The following is a 13457-nucleotide window of genomic DNA, read 5'->3' as shown; positions in this document are numbered from 1 at the left end:
CACGCGGGTGGATGTCAAGGGAGGCCACACCCATGCCCGACGCCGCCGAGCCCGCGCGGGGTTCGCAGACACTGGCCCGGGGGCTGGCGGCACTCGAGGCGGTGGCCGCCGCGCCGAACGGGCTGACGGTGCAACAGGTCGCCGACCGCGTCGGCGTGCATCGGACCATCAGCTATCGGCTGCTCAACACGCTGAGCGGCTTCCGGCTGATTGCCAAGGGCGATGACGGCCGGTACCGCTCGGCGGCCGCGCTGGCCGTCCTGGGAGCCTCGTTCGACAACAACGTGCGCCAGCTGAGCCTGCCGACGCTGCGCACCCTTGCCGATGAACTCGGGACCACGGTGTCCCTGCTGGTGGCCGAGGGCGAGCAGCAGGTGGCCGTCGCCGTCATCGTCCCCACCCAGGTCGGATACCAGCTCGCGTTCCATGAGGGCAGCCGGCATCCGCTGAGCCTGGGCGCGGCCGGCATCGCGCTGCTGGCCGCAATGCCCCCGCGGCCCGGGGAACGCGACATCGTCCCGCAGACGCGGGAACGCGGGTGGGTGGTCACCCACGGCGAGATCGAGCCGGGAACCTTTGGGCTGGCGGTCCCGGTGCGTCGCCGCCCGCCGTCACCGCCGACCTGTATCAACCTGATCTCCCACCGCGAGGACGTGGTGCTGCGCGGCCGCGAAGCCGTGCTGGCCGCTGCCGGGCGCCTGGCGGAGGTCTTGAGCTGAATCCGGCCGAGAGGAAAACAATGACGACACCGGACTGGGACGACAGCGTCGATGTGGTGGTGCTGGGCAGCGGCGCAGCCGGGCTGACCGCGGCCCTCACTGCGGCGGTGCACGGCGCCTCGGTCGCCCTCTTCGAGAAGTCGCAGACCGTGGGCGGTACCACTGCGGTCTCCGGCGGGATCGCCTGGATCCCGGCGCACGACCGGATGCCCGGGCTCACCGTCGACGCCGCGATGGACTACCTGCGCGCCCAGTCGTTGGGGGCCATGGACGACGAGCTGGTTGCGGCGTTCGTCCGCACCGGTCCGGAGATGGTCGACTTCGTCGAGTCCCACAGCGACGTCCGCTTCGAGGTCGCCACCGGTTTCCCGGACTACAAGCCAGAGCTGCCCGGCGGGCGCCCCGCCGGAGGGCGCTCGCTGAGTCCGCTGCCTTACGACATCTCGAGGGTCGGCTGCTGGCGGGACCGGATCACCTCCTTCCCGGCTGACTACAGCAATGTGGGATTCGACGCCGAAACCCGCGCCCGGCTGCACGCCGACATCGAGGCGGACGCCGGCGGCGATGTGTGTGTGGCCGGCACGGCGCTGATCGCCGGGCTGCTTCGGGGCGCGCTGGACGCCGGCATCACGCCCGCGACCGGATGCCGCGGGATCGAGCTGCTCGCCGCCGACGACGGTCGTGTCGGCGGCGTCCGCGTCGAGGCTGGCGGCTTGTCGCGTCGGGTGCGGGCGCGACGGGCGGTGATCTTGGCAAACGGCGGCTTCGAGTGGGACACCGCGCTGGTGGAGGCGTTTCTGCGCGGTCCGATGCGTGGCGCGGTGTCCCCGCCGAACAACACCGGTGACGGGCTGCGCATGGCGATGGCGCGTGGCGCGGACCTGGCCAACATGGGCGAGGCATGGTGGGTTCCGATCGTGCGGATCCCCGGGGACACCATCGACGGTCACCAGCGCAGCCGCAGCGTGCGACTCGAGCGCACCCGCCCCCGCAGCATCATCGTCAACCGAGCCGGACGGCGGTTCGTCAACGAGGCATGCGACTACAACTCGATGGCCGGCGCCTTTCACTACCTGGAGCCGCGCGGTGGGTACGTCAACGATCCAGCGTGGATCGTCTTCGACGCCGAACACCTGCGCCGGTACGGATTCCTCGGCGTCGCGCCCGGCGGAACGGCACCCGACTGGTTCTGCCAGTCCCCCGACCTGGCGGCCCTGGCCGCCAAGACCGGCATCGACGAGCAGGGCCTGGCACAGACCGTGGCCGACTGGAACAGCGGCGTGGCAGCGGGCGGCGATCCCGAGTTCGGGCGGGGATCCAGCGCCTACGACGGCTATTGGGGCGACCCGCAGGCCAGCACCGTCGCCGGGCGCACGCTGGGGCCCATCGACACCGCCCCCTACTACGCCGTGCCGCTGTCGGTCGGAGCGATGGGCACCAAGGGCGGCCCCCGCACCGATTGCGACGGCCGGGTGCTGCACGTCTCGGGCGGGCCCATCCCGGGCCTGTACGCCGCGGGCAACGCGATGGCCGGTGTCACCGGCCGGGCCTACGGCGGGGCCGGCGGCACCATCGGCCCGGCGATGGTCTTCGGGTACCGGGCCGGCCGCGCGGCGGCCACCGACCGGGTGGACTGAGGAGGCGCCGCGGCTGTGACACCCCCGGACATCGGCGGCGGAAATGTTATTCTTCGCGTCAAAGAACGCCAGTCTTTGGCGGGGTGCCCTCCGCCGAACGCGTGCGCACAGCCGTGGAGGAGTCCATGAGAGCCACCAGGCGGTTCACCACACCCGTAGTGGTCGGCGCCGTGGTGCTCGGCGGCGCGCCGATCCCGGCGCCGGCCTCTGCCGACGGTCCGCATCGGGTCCGTTACTCGGTCAGCGCCACCCAGACAGCCCAGGCGCTGATCTACTACCGGGAGGTCCAACCCCCGAACTTCGGCGACTACAGCCACAACCCGTACGAATACAGTCCGCGTGCCGATGTCACGATCGGGCCGAACCAGCCCTGGATATTCGAGACCACGCTGGCCGACCCGCAGGACTGGGCGATGGTGGTGGTGTCGCTGCCCCCCCACCGTTCGGAGCTCGCCGCGCCCGGGTTCGTCTGCGAACTGCGTGTCGACGATGTCGTGGTCGCCACCGATGCCGGGACCAAGGGGGCGCTCTGTTCGCTGCGTACCTGGTGAGGTACCCCGGTGCTACCGTTTTAGGTCGGTCTTGTGCGGGCCCTTCTGAGGGAGGACCGGTCAGAGCCGGGTGGACAACGGACAGGAGGCCGTATGCCGTCGCGTGATCCGGCGAAGCCGGACGACACTGCCGACGCCTTGGCGCTGGCCGAGGCCGAGGCCAAGGCCGCCGAGGCCGAGGCGGCCGCAGCCCGCGCGCGCGCCAAGCTGCTGAAGCTGCAGCGCGAGAGCGGTTCGGCCGGCACCACCGGCGACGAGCCGGATGCCGACGAGCCGCTGTCCGCCGCGGCCGCGCCTGCCGCAGAGCCGGCGGGCTCAGCCGAGCCTGCCGAACAGTTGGCGCAGCCAGGTCGCCTCCGCAGCCGGCTGCGCTGGGCGGCGGCAACCCTGGCCGTACTGGCCATCGGCGGACTCATCGCGGCCGACGTCCTGATACTGGTCAACCACCGCGGTGTCGCCCAGCGGCAGCGCCAATCCGCCGAGTACGCCGCCGCTGCGCGCCAGGGCGTGGTGACGCTGATGTCGCTGAACTACGAAACCGTCGACGACGACGTCAAGCGCATCATCGACAACTCGACCGGAGAATTCAAAAAGGACTTCGAATCCCACCTCGAGGATTTCACCAAGACCGCACGCACGTCCAAGACCGTCACCGAGGCCACCGCCACCGTCTCCGGTGTGGAGTCGATGTCCGAGAACGAAGCGGTGGTGTTGGTCGCGGCCAGCACCAAGGTCACCAACACCGCGGGCGCCAAGGACGAACCACGCAACTGGCGACTCACCGTCCACATGACCCGAGAGGGAGACCAGCTCAAAATGTCGAAGGTGGATTTCGCGACATGAGCGAATCCGACGAGGCCGAGGTGACCGTCGAGACGTCCGACGACGACGCGGCCCCCGACAACGACCGGCGATCAGCGCCGCATTCCCGGATGCGCCTTATGGCGATCGGGCTCGCCGCCGCACTGGCGGTTCTGTCGGTGTTGACGTGCTGGCTCTACCTTTCGGTGTTCCGCACCGATCGGCAGCTCGGGCCCGAAGCCGAACAGGCGGTGCTGGCCGCTGCTGCCGAGGGCACCACCGCGGTACTGACCTATTCTCCGAAAACCCTCGAGAAGGACTTCGCCGCGGCGGAAAGCCACCTCACGGGCGACTTCCTGGCCTACTACACCGATTTCACCCAGAAAGTCGTGACGCCGGCCGCCAAGCAGAAGGACGTCCAGACCGCGGCCTCGGTGGTGCGCAAGGGCATCGTGACGCTGCAGCCCACGACAGCCGAAGTGCTCGTCTTCGTCAATCAGACCACGGTCAGCAAAGCCAATCCGGACGGATCCTTCTCGATGAGCAGCGTCAAGGTCGGACTGCAAAAGCACGACGGCCGATGGCTGATCGCAGCGTTCGACCCGGTGTGATGCGCTTTCGCGCAGCTACATCCGCACCAGCGCGAAGGTCCAGGTGTTCATGCCCGGGGGCCCGTTGAAACACCCGACGTCGAAACGTGATTCGACGACGCCCGACAGCGTGTTCTCGTCCCAGGTATAGGTGTCGCGGGTCGGCAGGTACGGACCCATCGGGCAGTGCAGGCCGTCGGCGACGTCGGTGGTGAACGAATACCTGCCGTCCACCAGGCGGGCCGTGCCCCCGTAGTACTGCCGGCCGAAGAAGTGCGGCCGGTCCACCGCACTGATGGTGATGCAGCCCGCCGGCATCTGGTCGAACTTCCCCGGCGTCTCGCAAGGGTAGGCCGCCCATACCCAGGAGGCGTCGGTCCAGCGATTACTGAGCACCTCGTAGTTGCCGTAGCGCATCTCCGCGCCGGCGCCGGGCGCCACAGCCGTGGCGAGGATCGCCAGGGCGACTGCCGAACCGGCAGCGCAACGTATCATCGCAAGCTCCCTCAAGTCACCTGTGCCGCTAGAGATCTCCGCGACGCCACAATGTCAGACCGTCGTCGCCGGCGCCGGCGACGCAGGTCAAGAACAGCCCATCCGGGGCCTGTGCCACCTCGCCGTCATAGGCGTCGCATCTGGCGCCTTCGATCTTGATCCCGTGCATCTCCGGGGACCGGAACCAGCGCGGGTCATAGCGGCGCGGCGAACCGCAGAACACCAGCCGGCCCCAGTCCGTCACCCCGAACGCGTAATAGGTGGTGTTCGAACACGGCGCACCCAGCACGACGTTCGGCATGATTCCCGGCGTGCAGGCCGGGTAATCGCAGGGCGGTGCCGATCCGTCCGGTTCCGCGGCCGACCGACCTGCCGCAGTCATGGCGCCGACGGCCAGGACCGCCGACCCGGCGGCCACGATCATGCGCGTGGTGTGCATCGCTACCCCCTACCGCTAGAGCCGTCGCACGCTGAGCGGTATCTGGATCACCGTGGGCTGATTTCGCCCACATGCACCCGAGACACCGATCGTTCGGACATAGCCGACCAGCAGGTCGGTATTGCGCTTGTCATATTGGCCGTTGAGATCGCTGCCCTGGAACTGGTAGCGCTGCCGGCCCGGCGAGGTGGTGCCGTCCGGGCAGGTCTGCCAATTCTCGTGGTACCGGTCGACCAGCCAGCGCGACGTGCGGAATTCCAGTGGCGCGGTCCAGCCCGCGTCACTGGTCACCTCGCCGGTGCATTGGGCTGCGTTGGCGCAGCTGGAGCGAAACGTCCACACCGATATCTCGCTCCGCTCGTTCATGAAGACCTCGTTGGTCTTCGCCCAGTCCCCGTTCGCAACGACCCGGTAGGCACCGTTGAGTTCGATGCCGAGATCGGCCCGGGCCGGCGGTGCGGGGGTCGCTCCCAGGGCCACGCCGACCACCGTTGCGGCAACGGCAAGTTCGCGGGTGCGCATGCCTATTCCTCCTTTAGGTCGGCATCAAATCCGTCCATGACGTGACCGATGCCCCCGACGCCAGGTTCGTCTGCTGCTCGTAGCGGCCGTCGCGCGTCATGTACTTTCCCGTCTTCGGGTCATAGGGCAGTAACGCGACCGACGGCCCCGTGCCGCCGTCGGCATACCCCGACGGCGCCACACCCGCCGCGGGCGGGCCCGGTGGAGCCTGCGGGGGCGGTGCCGGCACCACCGGCCGGGGAGCATCCGGTGGGGGCCCCGACCGCACAGCCCCCGGCGGCAACGGGGTCCCGCCGGTCGGTGCGAAGATCCGGTCACTGAAATCCACCCGGTCGTCGACCGCGATGCCCTGTTTGAGCAGGTTCGGATCGATCGGGCCCGGACCGGTGAGGTGCTGGCGCATCGCGATGGGGACGAAGCCCCTCGGGTCGTCGCAGAGTTCCACGGTGGGCGCGCGCTTACCCGGGTGCTCGATACACGGGAAATTGCGGGCGCCGCGCACCGAAATCGGGGAATCCTGCGGCAGTTTGCAGTACAGCCCGTCCGGGGTGTCGACCGTGGTGGTGTCGGCCGGGGATCGCCAGGCAGACGGCGGAAGGAAGCCCACCGTGCAGGCATTGGGGTCACCGAAGGTGAGGGTGAAGTCGCCCTGCGGCATCCCGGTCGCATTGTTCTTCGGCAGCCCGAAGGACTGCTGGACCGCGATGTAATCGGGCAGCAGCACCAGCATCTGCTGGAGCGAGGGGTTGTAGGTCAGCAGCACCTGCCCGACGGTGTTCATGTTCGCCAGCAGCAGCGGCAGCGTCGGCTTGATATCCCGCAGCAGGCCCGAGACCTCGTCGGCGAAGCCGGGACCGCGCTGCAGAATCGTGCGCAGCTGTGGGTCGTTGACCGCGACCTGCTCGCTGAGCCCGGCCATACTGCGCGCCCACGTCCGGATGGCGTCGGTGCTCTGGTCCTGGGAGTCGAGCAGCCGCGCACCGTGGTCGATCAGCGTGCGCATCCGGCCCGAAACGCCCTTGGCGTCGGCGCCGATGGTGGCCGCTGAGTCCAGCAGGGACTGGAAGTCATAGCCGGCACCGTTGAAGGCCAGATAGGTTTCATCGAGCAGGTTGCCGAGCCGGTCTTTGGGGATGCTGTCGACCAGCGCACTGACCTGGTCGAGCAGCGGCCCGACCTGTTGGGGGACTTCGGTGCTCGAGGCGGGAATCACCGAACCGTTCTGCAGGTAGGGCGCGCCGTCGCTGCGCGGCAGCAGGTCGACGTACTGCTCACCGATTGCCGACACACTGCGTACCGCGGCGCGCAGATCCGCCGGGACGCGCGGCGAGCGATCCAGCGACAGGGTGGCCCGCACGCCGGTGTCGGTGAGCGCGACATCGGTGACCATGCCGATCTGCACACCGTTGTAGGTGACATTGGAGAATCGGTAGAGCCCACCGGTTTCCGGCAGGTCCAGTTGGACGGTCAGTCTGCCGATTCCGAGCAGCGCCGGCACCTGCATGTAGCCGAAGAGCATCATCCCGACCCCGATCACCGAGGCGATCACGAACAGGATCAGCTGGATCCGGACAAAACGCGTCAGCATCTAGCCACCGCCTTCCGGTGCCGGCGGTCCCGGTGGGCCCGCCTGCCCCGAGGACTGCAGAAGCGGCTGCTGCAATGGGTCGAACGAATAGTTCAGATACCACGGATCCCCGGGTGCGGGAACCAGTTTGGCGTCCTCGTCGCCCCACTGCGTGCCGGCGAACAGTGCGCGCTTGAGCCGCGGCTTCGTCAGGTCGAAGATGGCGAACAGGTTCAGGAAGTCGCCGCGGACGGCGCGCTCGATGGCGTTGGGCCCGTAGGGGAACGCGGTGGCATAGGCAAGCGCGGCATTGAGGTCCGGGCCGATGTCGGCCAACGACTCCAGCGCGGGCCGCAGGTGCACGAGGTCGGAAACCAACTGGCTTCCCGCATCATCGACCAATCCGGCCGAGAGTTCGCCGAACCGGCCGAGTCTGGTCAGCGCGGCGGTGAAGTTCGGGCGCTGCTTGATCAGCACGTCGATGGCCGGTGGGATCTTGTCCAGGGCGTTGTCGATGGCGTCGCGCCCACCGGCGAAGGTTGCGGCCACCCGGTTCATCTCCTGAATCGAGGCGATGATGTTGGCCTGCTGACGGTCCAGCGTCGCAGTGAAACGGTCCAACCGCAGGATCAGATCCCGGATATCGCCTTCCCGGCCCGCCATCGTCGCGCTGAAGTTGTGGATGATGTCGCCGATCTGGCCCAGCCCACCGCCGTTGACCAGCACCGCCAGCGACGACAGGGTCTGCTCGGTGGACGGATACGTCGAGGAGTCACTGAGCGGGATGGTCGCTCCCGGCGCCAACCGACCCGATGGAGCCTGGCCCGCCGGCGGGTTGAGCGCCAGGTGCATGGATCCGAGCAGGCTGGTCTGGCCCACCGTCGCCACGGCGTTGGCAGGCACTTCCACCCCCGGGTTCACCGCTACGTCGACTGTGGCATGCCAATTGGTGACGGTCATTTTCCCGACGCTGCCGACTACCACATCGGACAGCAGGACCGGCGAATTGGATTCGAGCGTACCGACGTTCGCCAGCTCGACGAAGAAATGCTGTGCCCCGGCACTGCGGCCCTGCACTCCCGGCAACACCAGCGAGTTCAGGCCGCCGAATGCGCAGCCGGTGGCCGTACAGGCAACCAGGAAGGCGAGCGCCAGCGCGCGCCGGAGGGTGTGCAACCTGTTCATGGCGCGGGTACCCCTTCCGTGCCGTCCGCGGGCGGCGGACCCGGCTCGCCGGCGGGCGTGGCCGGGCCGCTGGGTAGCAGCATGCCGTCGGCCGTGGTGGGACTCGGCGCGGGTGCCCCGACGTAGACCGGTGGGGTGGGGATCGCGGGAAGTCCGTTGGGCACGTATGAGCCCCGCGGCAGCGCCGGATTCTCCCAGCCCGGTGGGGGCGCCACATCGCCGCGCAGTCCGGTGTAGGCCGAAATCGGCGGCTCCTGTTCGGGCAGGGTCGTCGCCGGCTGCTGATTTCCCGGCATCAATGCCGGGTCGGTGTAGATCAGCTTGTCCGGACTGGCCGACTTGGCCAGGACCGGGTGCACCGGAAACGGCAGTGCGTTGAAGTTGAGCAGCCGCAGGGCGGGGCCGAGGTACTGCGAGCACAGCTTGCCGGTCTCTGCCGACGTCGCGTTGCTGATCCCGCCGATCATCGCGCAGATCGCCTGGACCGGGTTGGAGAAGTTGACGAAGGCGAATGAACCGACCGGGGTCCCGCTGGTCACGTTGTACATGTTGAGGGTGTTGGCGACCGCGTTGGGCGTGACGTGCAGGATGTTGCGGATCGCGTCCTTGGCCTCGGCCAGCGTCTGGGTGACGTCGGCAAGACCATGCACAGCCTCGGCGGTCTCGGCGCGGGTGCCGGCCACGAAATCGCGCACCGTGTCCAGCGCCACGGAGAAGTCGTTCAGGGCCGCGTCCAGGCTCGAGCGGCTGTCGTTGACCACACTGGTCAGTGTGGCGAGCCGCGATTCGAAGGCGACGATCTGCTGGTCGCTGTCGCGCAGGGCGGTCACGAAGGTCTGCAGGCCGGAGATGATGTCGACGATGTTGCCGCTGCCCTCGGCGAAGATCCGAGCCACCCCGGACAGTTGCGACAGCGTCTGCCGCAGCTTTTCGCCGTTGCCCGCCATGGCATTGGCGGTGGATTCGATGAACCGGGAGGCCGAGGTTCCCGATACGCCGCTTTGCGGGCCCAGTTCGGTTGCCAGCCGGTTCAGCTGGGTTTTCACCTCGTCCCATTCGACCGGGACTGCGGTGCGCTCCCGCGGGATCTGCGCACCGTCTGCGATGGTGGGTCCGTCACCGCGGTGATAGGCCGGCGTCAGCTGAACGAATCGGGCGGCCACCAGGTTGGGGGCGACGATGACGGCTTTGACGTCGGCCGGAATCGGCACCTTGCGATCGACCCGCAAGGTGAGCTTGGCCTGGGTTCCCTGCGGTTCGATGCGGTCGATGGTGCCGACCTTCACCCCGGCGACCTTGACTTCGTCGCCGGGGTAGATGGCCGTCGCACTGGAGAAATAGGCCGTGATCGTGGTTGGCTTCAGCACGGCCTGGCCGATCACGGTCAGCGCCGCGATCGCCAGCACGGCCAGCAGTGCGCCGGCAGCGACGTGCCGTGGGTTCGGCTTCTTCATCGCGGCGGCAGATCTCCTGGTTGCGGAATCCCGTTGACCGGGAAGGGGATTTCGGCGCGCGGTCCGGCATTGTCCGGCGGCTGACCGGCATCGACACCTCGCCGGAACCCGAACATGTAGTCCAAGAATGGCTGGAAAAGCTGCGGCAGCAACAGGTTCGGGATATAGGCACTGTAGAACGCCCCATTGGACACTGCCTCGCCCTGGGTGAGCTCGTATTTGGCCAGTCCGGGCAGCGCTTTGGCGATGTTGTCGGAGTTCTTCTCCAGGATCTTGTTCAGCGAGTTGATCTCGTCCAGCGTGGGTTTGAGCTGCGCATTGTTCTGCGCGACGAGCTCGTTGAGCTGCCGGGAGACCGCCGAGGTGCTGGCCAGGAGGTTGACGATCGCCTGGCGACGGGAGTTGAGCACGTCGACCAGGCTGTCGGCGTCGAGGATCAGCGCGTTGATCTGCTGACTGCGGTCGGACAACACGCCGGTCAGGTCGGCAGCCGTCTTGAGCAGGTCGGCAAGACTTTCGTCGCGGTTGTTCAGCGAACGCGACATCCGGCTGAGTCCGTCGAAAGTGGGGCCCAGCTGCGGAGCGATCCGGTCGATGGTCTCCGAGAGGGTGTCCAGCGATCTGTTGAGGGACTCGGTGTCGGTTCCGGCGGTGTTGGAGGTCAACTCGCCGACCACGTCGGTCAGCGAATACGGCGACGCCGTGCGGGTGATCGGTATGACATCCAGCGGTCGCATCTTCGTGCTGCCGGCCGGTTCCACGGTCAGCACCCGCTCGCCGAGCAGGGAACCGGTGCGGATGTGTGCCGTGGTCTGCGAGCCCAGCGGGTATTTACCGGCCAGCGTGAAGGTCACCAGAGCGTCCCCGTCGTCCAGCCGGACATCGGTGACCGAGCCCACTTTGATGCCCGACAGGGTGACGTCCGCACCGGTGCTCAAGCCCCCGGCCTCGGCGAACCGTGCCTGGTAGCGCACGCAGGTGGCCCATTGGATCAGTTGTTCGGGCTGCAGCCCGATGGCGACGACGAGCGCGGTGAGGATGGCTCCGATGAAGCCCATCCGGAACAGGTGGTTGCCGCGGTACTTGAGCATCAGCGGCTACCGCTTCTTCCGGGTGCGGGCGGCGCGGCGATCATTCGTTGTCGCTGCATCTGCCCTCCTCGGATTTGATCCAGGGGAACACCGCCGTACGGCCCTGGGTGTCGCTGACCCGGACCTGCACGGCGCACAGGTAGTACTGGATGAAACCGCCGTAGGACCCCAGCCGGATGGCCTTGCGGAAATTCTCCGGCGCCTTCTGCAGCGAGGTGTCCAGGCCCGCCTGGTCGGCGTTGATGACCGTCACCAACCGGTTGACCTGGGTGATGGTCTCGGTGAGTGGATCGCGAGCCCTGCCCAGCAGGTCGGCCAGCGAAGCGGTACCGCGGTCCAGGGCCGTCACCGCCTCCCCGATCGGATCGCGGTCGGCCCGCAGTTCGCCGACCAGCTTGCCCAGTCGGTCGATCGCGCCGGTCAACCGCTTGTCGCCGCTGGTCAAAGTTGCCAGCACGGTACGCAACTGGTCGATCAGGGACTCGACCACAGCGTTGTTGTCGGCCAGGGAGTTCGAGAACGACGACGTCTGCGACATCAGCGAGTCGAGGGTCCCGCCCTGCCCCTGCATGATCTGGATGAGCGAAGCGGTGAGCGCATTGACATCCTGCGGATTGAGCCCGCGGATCACCGGCTTCAAGCCGTTGAGCAGCAGGTCCAGATCCATAGCCGGGGAGGTTCGTTCGACCGGTATCTGGGCACCGGCCGGCAGCAGGCGGGTCGAGCCCGGCCCGTCCACCAGCTCCAGGTAGCGGTCGCCCACCAGGTTCAGGTAGCGCACCGCGGCCTGGGTGCCGGTGGTCAGCGGGACGGCCCGGTCGGCGTCGAACTTCACCACCACCGTGCCGTCGTTGCGCAGGGCCACGCCACCGACAGTGCCGACCCGCACGCCGGCCACGCGCACGCTGTCACCGGATTTCAGCCGGGACGCATCGGAGAACACGGCGCTGTAGCCCACCGTCGGCCCGGTTCGTACCTCGCCGAAGATCGCGAACAGGAACACCGTCGCGAACAACATCACCACGGCGAAGACCCCGAACTTGACCAAAGTCGCCACAGAGCGCGTCATCCGGGCATCCCCACCTGGGCGCTGTTGCGCGGCGGCCCGCCGATCGGCCCGAACAACGCCTCCTTGAGACCGTCGGAGTTCAGCAGGATGCCCTGGTTGCCGTATTCGTACGGGTTGGCCCCGGTATCGGCGACCAGCACCGGCGGCCGGAACTCCGGCGGAATGTCGGGCAGGCCCAGCTCCGCACAGTAGGAACGCTCCGAGGTGGCCGCGACCTTCGGCAGGTGGTCGGGGTAGCGATAGCGTTCCTTACCGAAGGTGAAGCTGGCGGTGATGACGATGCCCGGCACCGGCATGGGCGGTGATTTCGCGAACGGCACCAGGCCGCCGATCGAGCAGCCGAGCTCGTCGTGGTAGCGGTCCAGCAACGCGGCGGTGGGCTCCAGCGTCCGCGTGAGGTCGGTCAGTCCCGCCCGGTTCTCCCCGATCACGTCGTTGCCGGTGTCGGCAAGGCCGATCGCGGCGAGCAGGAACGTGTCCAGGCTGTCGCGCTCGGCGACGATGCTCTCGCTCATGGTGGTGGCGTGTGCGGCGGTGGCGATGAGGTCCGGCGCGGCATCGGCGTACGCCCGGAACACCTGCGGCATCGTGGCGGCCTCATGTTCCAGCGTGGGCAGGCTGGGCTCGATCTCGGCCAGCAGTTTGTCGAAGTCGGTCAGAGCCTGTCCGATCTTGTGGCCCCGGCCGTTGAACGCCGTCGAGACCGCACCCAGGGTCTCGTTGAGTTTCATCGGGTCGATCTTGTCCAGCACCCGCACGAGCTGCTGAAACACCGTGTTGATCTCGACGGTGACATGTTCGCCCGCGAGCACTTGACCGGCGCGCAACCGGGCCGCCTCCGGGGCCGGCGGCGCCACCAACTCCACGGACTTGGCCCCGAACACCGTCGTCGAGGCGATCCGGGCGGTGACGTTGGCCGGGATCAGCCGCAGCTGGCCGGGCTCGATCTCCAGTCGCAGCGCGGCGGTGCCGTCCGGCAGCGGATCGATGGCCCCGACCTTGCCCACCTGAACGCCGCGCATCTTGACCTTGGCGTCGGGGTACATCACCAGCCCGGCTCGCGACGAGAGCACCGTGACCGACACGGTACGGGTGAAGCTTCCCCGGAACAGGCCGATCGGCAACGCGATTGCCGCCGCGATGATCAGTACGGTGGCCAGCCCGATCAGCGGACGCAGGTAGGCCGGCTGTTCGCGCCGCGCGCCGGCCGGCCGATGCCGGCCCGCAGCCGCCCCGCGGCTCGGACCGTCGAGAGAATCGCCCAACGGCGGATCCGCGGTCGCTCCCAGCACCATCAGCCCTCCGCCACCGCGGTGTTGCGGCAGACGGCATGGCGA

The 13457-nt window shown here is 68.3% G+C and carries 14 protein-coding genes; 5 read left to right on the top strand and 9 right to left on the bottom strand.

All coding sequences use genetic code 11. The features are described 5' to 3' along the window. The first annotated feature begins 32 nt into the window (after nt 1–32). From AWC02_RS17225 to AWC02_RS17205, 5 genes are all read left to right on the top strand, one after another. Nucleotides 33–719 carry an IclR family transcriptional regulator domain-containing protein gene (locus AWC02_RS17225; protein WP_237160509.1) on the top strand — a complete coding sequence of 229 codons (687 nt, stop codon included), beginning with the start codon at nt 33–35 and terminating at the stop codon, nt 717–719. Nucleotides 720–739: 20 nt separating this feature from the next. Further along, nucleotides 740–2356, top strand: a complete 1617-nt coding sequence (locus AWC02_RS17220; RefSeq protein ID WP_085129916.1) for an FAD-dependent oxidoreductase — start codon at nt 740–742, stop codon at nt 2354–2356. A 125-nt stretch (nt 2357–2481) separates the two neighbouring features. After that, nucleotides 2482–2907 carry a hypothetical protein gene (locus AWC02_RS17215; RefSeq protein ID WP_085129915.1) on the top strand — a complete coding sequence of 142 codons (426 nt, stop codon included), beginning with the start codon at nt 2482–2484 and terminating at the stop codon, nt 2905–2907. Between the two features lie 93 nt (nt 2908–3000). Next, nucleotides 3001–3750, top strand: a complete 750-nt coding sequence (locus tag AWC02_RS17210) for a hypothetical protein (RefSeq protein ID WP_085129914.1) — start codon at nt 3001–3003, stop codon at nt 3748–3750. Continuing rightward, nucleotides 3747–4319, top strand: coding sequence for a twin-arginine translocation pathway signal (locus tag AWC02_RS17205; protein ID WP_085129913.1), 573 nt, complete (start codon nt 3747–3749; stop codon nt 4317–4319). The genes AWC02_RS17210 and AWC02_RS17205 overlap by 4 nt, the downstream gene beginning before the upstream one ends. A gap of 15 nt (nt 4320–4334) precedes the next feature. On the opposite strand, the gene AWC02_RS17200 is transcribed toward AWC02_RS17205, so the two are convergent. From AWC02_RS17200 to AWC02_RS17160, 9 genes are read right to left on the bottom strand one after another with little or no spacing between them, the layout of a single operon-like run. Beyond that, on the bottom strand, nt 4335–4793 hold the full coding sequence (locus tag AWC02_RS17200) for a hypothetical protein (protein ID WP_085129912.1): 459 nt from the start codon (nt 4791–4793) through the stop codon (nt 4335–4337). A gap of 28 nt (nt 4794–4821) precedes the next feature. Then, entirely contained in the window at nt 4822–5232 is a 411-nt protein-coding gene (locus tag AWC02_RS17195; RefSeq protein ID WP_085129911.1) for a hypothetical protein, read from the bottom strand. Nucleotides 5233–5247: 15 nt separating this feature from the next. Then, on the bottom strand, nt 5248–5754 hold the full coding sequence (locus AWC02_RS17190; RefSeq protein WP_085129910.1) for an Rv2253/PknI dimerization domain-containing protein: 507 nt from the start codon (nt 5752–5754) through the stop codon (nt 5248–5250). Nucleotides 5755–5767: 13 nt separating this feature from the next. Continuing rightward, entirely contained in the window at nt 5768–7342 is a 1575-nt protein-coding gene (locus tag AWC02_RS17185) for an MCE family protein (RefSeq protein WP_085129909.1), read from the bottom strand. Continuing rightward, on the bottom strand, nt 7343–8506 hold the full coding sequence (locus tag AWC02_RS17180) for an MCE family protein (protein WP_085129908.1): 1164 nt from the start codon (nt 8504–8506) through the stop codon (nt 7343–7345). Beyond that, nucleotides 8503–9960 carry an MCE family protein gene (locus AWC02_RS17175; RefSeq protein WP_085129907.1) on the bottom strand — a complete coding sequence of 486 codons (1458 nt, stop codon included), beginning with the start codon at nt 9958–9960 and terminating at the stop codon, nt 8503–8505. Before AWC02_RS17175 ends, AWC02_RS17180 begins: the two co-directional genes overlap by 4 nt. Then, nucleotides 9957–11051 (bottom strand): MCE family protein, encoded by a 1095-nt coding sequence (locus AWC02_RS17170; RefSeq protein WP_085129906.1) that lies wholly within the window; start codon nt 11049–11051, stop codon nt 9957–9959. The genes AWC02_RS17175 and AWC02_RS17170 overlap by 4 nt, the downstream gene beginning before the upstream one ends. A gap of 40 nt (nt 11052–11091) precedes the next feature. Continuing rightward, the gene (locus tag AWC02_RS17165; protein WP_085129905.1) at nt 11092–12120 is read right to left on the bottom strand and encodes an MCE family protein; all 1029 of its coding nucleotides are present in this window, start codon (nt 12118–12120) and stop codon (nt 11092–11094) included. Next, nucleotides 12117–13415, bottom strand: coding sequence for an MCE family protein (locus AWC02_RS17160; protein WP_085129904.1), 1299 nt, complete (start codon nt 13413–13415; stop codon nt 12117–12119). The genes AWC02_RS17165 and AWC02_RS17160 overlap by 4 nt, the downstream gene beginning before the upstream one ends. Nucleotides 13416–13457: the final 42 nt, after the last annotated feature.

This window comes from Mycolicibacter engbaekii, from assembly GCF_002101585.1.
Classification (GTDB): Bacteria; Actinomycetota; Actinomycetes; order Mycobacteriales; family Mycobacteriaceae; genus Mycobacterium; species Mycobacterium engbaekii.
This window is presented reverse-complemented; position numbering and strand designations above follow the sequence as displayed.

Excerpts from the sequence above, each read along its gene's own strand:
- AWC02_RS17225 (WP_237160509.1), top strand. The coding sequence starts at position 33 with ATGCCCGACGCCGCCGAGCCCGCGCGGGGTTCGCAGACACTGGCCCGG.
- AWC02_RS17220 (WP_085129916.1), top strand. The coding sequence starts at position 740 with ATGACGACACCGGACTGGGACGACAGCGTCGATGTGGTGGTGCTGGGC.
- AWC02_RS17215 (WP_085129915.1), top strand. The coding sequence starts at position 2,482 with ATGAGAGCCACCAGGCGGTTCACCACACCCGTAGTGGTCGGCGCCGTG.
- AWC02_RS17210 (WP_085129914.1), top strand. The coding sequence starts at position 3,001 with ATGCCGTCGCGTGATCCGGCGAAGCCGGACGACACTGCCGACGCCTTG.
- AWC02_RS17205 (WP_085129913.1), top strand. The coding sequence starts at position 3,747 with ATGAGCGAATCCGACGAGGCCGAGGTGACCGTCGAGACGTCCGACGAC.
- AWC02_RS17200 (WP_085129912.1), bottom strand. The coding sequence starts at position 4,793 with ATGATACGTTGCGCTGCCGGTTCGGCAGTCGCCCTGGCGATCCTCGCC.
- AWC02_RS17195 (WP_085129911.1), bottom strand. The coding sequence starts at position 5,232 with ATGCACACCACGCGCATGATCGTGGCCGCCGGGTCGGCGGTCCTGGCC.
- AWC02_RS17190 (WP_085129910.1), bottom strand. The coding sequence starts at position 5,754 with ATGCGCACCCGCGAACTTGCCGTTGCCGCAACGGTGGTCGGCGTGGCC.
- AWC02_RS17185 (WP_085129909.1), bottom strand. The coding sequence starts at position 7,342 with ATGCTGACGCGTTTTGTCCGGATCCAGCTGATCCTGTTCGTGATCGCC.
- AWC02_RS17180 (WP_085129908.1), bottom strand. The coding sequence starts at position 8,506 with ATGAACAGGTTGCACACCCTCCGGCGCGCGCTGGCGCTCGCCTTCCTG.
- AWC02_RS17175 (WP_085129907.1), bottom strand. The coding sequence starts at position 9,960 with ATGAAGAAGCCGAACCCACGGCACGTCGCTGCCGGCGCACTGCTGGCC.
- AWC02_RS17170 (WP_085129906.1), bottom strand. The coding sequence starts at position 11,051 with ATGCTCAAGTACCGCGGCAACCACCTGTTCCGGATGGGCTTCATCGGA.
- AWC02_RS17165 (WP_085129905.1), bottom strand. The coding sequence starts at position 12,120 with ATGACGCGCTCTGTGGCGACTTTGGTCAAGTTCGGGGTCTTCGCCGTG.
- AWC02_RS17160 (WP_085129904.1), bottom strand. The coding sequence starts at position 13,415 with ATGGTGCTGGGAGCGACCGCGGATCCGCCGTTGGGCGATTCTCTCGAC.